Genomic DNA, 5,888 nt, shown 5'->3' with positions numbered 1-5,888 from the left:
GCCGCGGCCTGCGGTTCGGCATCAGGCTGCACACGATCAGCCGCGACACCTCGGCCGCCGCGTGGGCCGTCGCCGAGGAACTGGTCAGCGAGCTCAGTCCCGAACAGATCGCGAATGCGACTGAGCTCCACGCTCATTCGGAGTCAGAGGGGCAGCGGCGGATGACGGCGCTACATGGCGGTCGCCTCGACCAGCTGGAGATCTACCCCAATCTGTGGGCCGGGGTGGGACTGGTGCGCGGCGGCGCGGGCACGGCGCTGGTCGGCAGCCACGAGGAGGTCGCCAATCTGATCGCCGAATACCACTCGCTGGGCTTCGACGAATTCATCCTGTCCGGCTACCCCCACCTGGAAGAGGCGTACTGGTTCGCCGAGGGCGTGCTGCCCGTCTTGCGGCGCAAAGGCGTGGCCTGATCGGCCCGTTACCTGCTGACGGATAGCTGGTCGGGCTGCCGCCGAAACTCCCCGGGCGGATCTTCATCGACCGGTGGGTCGCTGCCGTGCCACTCACTTAGTCCCATTCCGCGGTGTAGCCGGGCCAATTGTTTTGGCGCCCACCAGTTGACGCGACCCAGCAGGTGCATGAACGCGGGCACCAAGATCATCCGCACCAGGGTCGCGTCGACCAGGATCGCCACCGTGAGTCCCACGCCGAACATCCGCATGAACGACACCTGCGCGGCTGTCAGTGCTGCGAATGCGATCGCCATGATGGCGGCGGCGGCGGTGATCACGCGGCCGGTGTGCGCCAGGCCCAGGGCCACGCTCTCATCGTTGTCCTCGCGAGTCTGACCGGAAGCCAGCCAGTATTCACGGGTGCGGGCGATCAGGAACACCTCGTAGTCCATCGAAAGGCCGAAGGCGATACAGAACAACAGCACAGGCATGTTGAGGTCGAGGGTGCCGGCGTGTGTGGTGCCCAGGCCGCCGAGGTGGCCGTCCTGGAAGATCCACACCAGCGCGCCAAAGGTCGCACCGAGCGATATAACGTTGAGCGCCAAGGCCTTCAGGGGCACCACGACACTTCCGGTCAATGCGAACAGCAAGAGGAACGTTGCCACCGCGATTATCGTCAACACGACGGGGAGTCGGCTGGTGACCGCCTCCACGGTGTCGCTGTTCGTCTGCGCCTCACCCGTCAGTTGGATCGGCACGCCTTCGGGTCGGGGAACCGCGTGTAAGGCCCGAAGCTGGTCCTGCGACTCGGGTGTGAACAGGGGCGCCGCGCTGGCTACGGTCAAGAAGGCGCTCCCATCACCCAATGCGGCGGTGCCGTTCGGCGGCCCGACCGCACGACCGCCTGCGTACACCGCCGTCGGCGACGACACCCATGTGACATTGGGTACTTGGGACAGCTGTACGGCGTAGCGGCCTAGATCCGCCTCGGTGATGCCCGTTGCGTGGGGGATCACCACCTCGACATTGGTGGCCGAGTCGGCGTTGAAGCCGGTGCGCAGCGCGTCTCCCACATGGTGGGCGGGCGCCGATCTTGGCAGCACCCGGTCGTCGGGCACCCCGCTGTGGACGCCAAGGAAGGGCGTCCCCAAGACAAGCAGCAGCGCCGTCACCGCAAGCCCGGCCGGGACGGCGTGACGAATTACCCACTTGGTCGAGCGGTACCAAAACGTCTGCTCCGGTTGCGGATACGGCTTGGTCTTCTGGGAACGACGGAATAGCCGACGCAGATCGAGGGAGTCGAGCCGGTTGCCCAGCAACACGATCAGCGCCGGCGTCACGAGCAACGCCCCAGCCGCCGCGAAAATCACCACCCCGATACCGGCATAGGCGAAAGACTTCAGGAAGTACATCGGAAATAGCAGCATCGGCATCATCGACAAGATCACCGTCACCGCCGAGAAAAGTACGGTGCGGCCTGCGGTGGCCACGGTCCGCACCAGCGCCTGGTCGCGCGACACCCCCTTGGCCAGCTCGTCGCGGAAGCGATTGAGGATGAGCAACGTGTAGTCGATCGCCACCGCCAGCCCCATCGCGGTCGCCAGATTCAGGGCGAAGATAGACACATCGGTGTAATAGGTGATTGCCCGCAGGACCGCCATGGACCCGAAGATCGCCATCCCGCCGACGAACACCGGCAACGCCGAAGCGATCAGGCCGCCGAACACTGCGACCAGCACCAGGAAGCTCAATGGCACCGCGATGGATTCCATCATCAGCAGGTCTTGTTCGGTCTGCTGGGTGATCTGCGCGTCGATAGCGGCCGGCCCACCGGCTTGGACCTTGACCCCGTCGCGGTCGTGGATCAGCTCGTCGGAAAGCCTCTGGGCATAAGTACCTGAATTACGCTCGCCCCCAATCAAATCCGCGACAACCAGCGCGGACCTGTTGTCTTTGCTGATTAATGTCGCGGCTACGGCCGGTGGCGTGTTCCACGGCGAAACGACCTGAGTCACATACGGTGAGCTGCCCAGTTGCCCGGCGATGTCGGTTCCCACCCTACGGACCGCCGCGGAGTCGGCGCCGTCCGCCGAGGTCAGCATAATCAGCATCTTGGTGTCGATGGACCGGTGGAACTTATCGGCGAGCAGGGCGGCTGCCCGCGCCGATTCCGAGGCCACATCCTGAAAGCCGCCGCCCGCCAGGCTTTTGACGCAAGGTACGCCGAACACCGCGGTCCCAAGCATGACCAGCAACGCGATTGCGATGATCGAACGTGGTGCGGCGATCGCGAGCCGTGCGATTTTCTGCATCACTACGCCGCCGTCACCAGGCTGACGATCTCGGTCAGCAACCGCAGGGTGTCATCGATCATCCCGGGTGTGTGCTCACTGGATAGGAAGAACCGCAGCCGCGCCTCACGCTCGGCCACCGCCGGGTACGCGATCGGATTCACGTTGATGCCCGCATCCGCCAGCAACACTGCGGCTTTCACCGCGTTGTGGGTCGAGCCGATCATGACCGGGATGATCGGAGTCCCGTGGGCGGGGCCGACGTCCAGGCCGGCGGCCTTGGCGCCGTAGAGGAACCGCTGCGAGTTGGCGCGCAGCCGCTCCAGCCGCTCGGGCTCGTCGGCGATCACCCGGATCGCCTCGATGGTGCCCGCGGCGGTGGCGGGGGTGAGGCCCGCTGCATAGAGGCTCATCCCGGGCGCGGACATCCGGCAAGCGTGGATGAGATCCCGTTTACCGGCGATGAATCCGCCGTGATTGGCCAGGGCCTTCGACAGGGTGCCCATCCAGATGTCGACAGCGTCGCCGGGCAGGTCGAACAGTTCTCGGATGCCGCCGCCGCGCTCTCCCAGCACACCGAAGGAATGGGCCTCGTCGACCATTACGAACGCATCGTGTCGGCGCGCGACCTCGATCATTTCCGGAAGCGCGACGTAGTCGCCGTCCATCGAATAGACGCCCTCGAGAATCACCATCGCCCGCTCGAAGTGCCCTCGCGTGCGGGTCAGCAGCGCATCCAGCGACTCTGGATCGTTATGCCGGAACTGCAACCGCTGGCAACCGGCCCACTGTGTGCCGGTGACGATGCTGTTGTGCACCAACGCGTCACACACCGCGAGATCCTTTTCGCCGAGCACGAAACCGATCACTGAGGCGTTGGTCAGGTATCCGCTGCCGACCGTGGTTGCGTCCTCGACGTCGTAGGCGTCGGCCAGCATGCGTTCAAGCTCATGGTGCAAGGGAATATTGCCAGAGACGATTCGGGTGGCACCGCTGGTGGTGCCATACTCGTCCAGCGCCCGCTTGGCGGCTGCGACCAGCCGCGGGTGATCTGCCAGACCGAGATAGTTATAGCTCGAGTAGTTGATGAACTCGCGATCGCCGAGCTGGATCGTCGCTCCGTTGACGCCCTCATGGCAGCGGTAATAAGGGCTGGGCCGGTCCACTGCCGCCAGACCATCGTTGAGTTCCCTGTCGCGGGCGAGCGACTCCTGCACATGGGGCAGTCGGGTGATGAGGGTCCGTGACCGCTGACTGGCGGGACGGTTGGGCACCCGATGCAGTGCCGGCCGCCGACGTGTCGTCTCCAGCCGGGGGGCCCGCCGGGCCGCCGGGGTCGAGCCCTGCGCCGGCAGGTTGCCGGCGGTCTCCGCCTGGGATTCGGCTCGCCCCTCCAGGCGACCGAGCATCTGTCGCGCCAAATCTCGGGCTTCGCTGCTCATCACACCACCGCTAACTTGTCACCGAGCCGCGCCGCGAGCGCGGACAGGCCGCCGGAGCGGGTCAGTTCCATGGGAGATATCTCCAGGTCCAACGCGATACTGACGCGTGCGCGCAGTTCGACTGCCATCAGTGAATCCAATCCGAGTTCGGGGAGCGGGGTCTGGCAGTCGACGGCCTCGGCGGGGATGCCGAGCACACCAGCTGCGTGTTCGGCCAGCATGTAGGTGAGCACTTCTGCGCGCTGTTCCGTTGGCATCGCCACGAGTTCGGCGCGCACCCCATCCGCTGCCGTGTTTTTGGCTTTCGCCGCCTTGACGTGGGCTGCGAACCGCGGAGTGCCCGCGGAAGCCGGGTGCATCGTCGCCCACTTCGCCCAGTCGACGTCGGCAATCGTCACTTGGACCGGATCGAGGCCGATGGCGGTGTCCAGATATTCGCAAGCGGCACTGAGTGGGATGGGGAGCAATCCGTTGAGCGCCAGGTAAGCCGAGATCTGATCGCTCGCGGTGGCCATGCCGCCGGATAGGGCACCCCAGTTCACCGCCAGCGCGGGCAGCCCGAGGTTGGACCGGTGGTGGGCCAGGTGATCCAGTACCGCGTTGGCGGCGGCGTAGCTGGTCTGTGGAATCAGGCCCGCCTGGCTGCCCACCGAGCTGTAGAGCACGAAGTGGTCCAGCTCGGTGTCGGCTAACGCTTCGCTGAGGATCAGGGCGCCGCGGGCCTTCGGGCACAGCACGGAGCTGAGCGCCTGCTGACTGAGCTGGCTGAACGGCTCGTCGGCCAGGACGCCGGCGGCGTGGAATACACCGCGCAGGGGCTGGCCGTCGGAGAGCCGGGCCAGTAGCGCCGTCACGCTGTCCCGGTCACCGACGTCCAGAATCTCGACCCGCACCTTGGCTCCGGCGGCCCGCAGGGCGTCGAGCGCGGCTTGCTGCTCGCCGTTGGTCACACCCCGTCGGCCGGCGAGAACGATTGTGCCGGCGCCCTTCCCGGCCAGCCACGCCGCGGTGGCCAGGCCGAAGTCACCGAGCCCGCCAGTGACGAGGTAGGCGCCGTCCGACCGGATATCCGCGGCCGCCCGGGCGTGCTTCACCGCCGGCTTGGGCTCGGAGAAGTCGAGCACCACCCTGCCCGCCTGGTTGGAGCGGGCGACCAGGTCGAAGGCCTCGGCTACCCGCGACACCGGCAGAATCCGGGCCGGTAGCAAGTCGTAGTGGCCGGAGCGGATCAGGTCGAGAACCTCACGATTCACCTGCCGGACCACGTCGATCCGCGTGGCGCCCATCCGGTCGAGGTCGATCGAGATCAGCGACAGGTTCTTGTCGAACACCGCCATGTCGAGGAGCCGCGCGCCGTAGATTTCGCTCTTCCCGACTTCGACGACTCGGCCGAACTCCGCCGCCACTTCCAGATTCGCCAGCACTGCTTCCCCGGGCGCCGAACTGATCACGACGTCGACGCCCCGGCCGCCGGTGAGTCGGCGCACCTCGTCGGTGGCGCTGAGCGACCGGGAGTCGACGACGTGTTGCGCTCCAAACCCTCGGAGGAGATCCGCTCGCTCGTCGTTGGATGCGGTCGCGATCACCCGCGCGCCGGCTTTGGCGGCGACCTGCACCGCCGCCATGCCGACGCCGCCAGCGCCACAGGCCACCAGCACCCACTCGTCGGGGAGGACCCGAGCCGCATGCAGCAGCGCGTAGTGCGCCGTCATCAACGCCACGACGGAGCCACATGCCTCGAGGGGTAGGTCGTGCCCGGG

General features: G+C 66.5%; 4 protein-coding genes. 1 reads left to right on the top strand and 3 read right to left on the bottom strand.

Translation table 11 applies throughout. From position 1 onward, the window contains the following. Positions 1-413: LLM class flavin-dependent oxidoreductase (locus A9W95_RS11350; protein ID WP_156746141.1), on the top strand; the 413-nt coding region annotated here is incomplete at its 5' end. Between the two features lie 8 nt (positions 414-421). Here the strand turns inward: A9W95_RS11350 and A9W95_RS11345 are convergent. The 3 genes from A9W95_RS11345 to A9W95_RS11335 form a co-directional block, all read right to left on the bottom strand. Then, positions 422-2,710, bottom strand: coding sequence for an MMPL family transporter (locus A9W95_RS11345; RefSeq protein ID WP_067412229.1), 2,289 nt, complete (start codon positions 2,708-2,710; stop codon positions 422-424). Further along, positions 2,710-4,128 carry an aminotransferase class I/II-fold pyridoxal phosphate-dependent enzyme gene (locus A9W95_RS11340; protein WP_067412227.1) on the bottom strand — a complete coding sequence of 473 codons (1,419 nt, stop codon included), beginning with the start codon at positions 4,126-4,128 and terminating at the stop codon, positions 2,710-2,712. The genes A9W95_RS11345 and A9W95_RS11340 overlap by 1 nt, the downstream gene beginning before the upstream one ends. Further along, on the bottom strand, positions 4,128-5,888 hold a 1,761-nt coding region (locus A9W95_RS11335), incomplete at its 5' end, for an SDR family NAD(P)-dependent oxidoreductase (RefSeq protein WP_216638158.1). The genes A9W95_RS11335 and A9W95_RS11340, both read right to left, overlap by 1 nt.

Origin of the sequence: Mycobacterium sp. 1423905.2 (genome assembly GCF_001673155.1) — a bacterium.
Lineage (GTDB): Bacteria > Actinomycetota > Actinomycetes > Mycobacteriales > Mycobacteriaceae > Mycobacterium.
The sequence above is the reverse complement of the archived record's forward strand: the minus strand, read 5'-3'. Positions and strand labels throughout refer to the sequence as shown.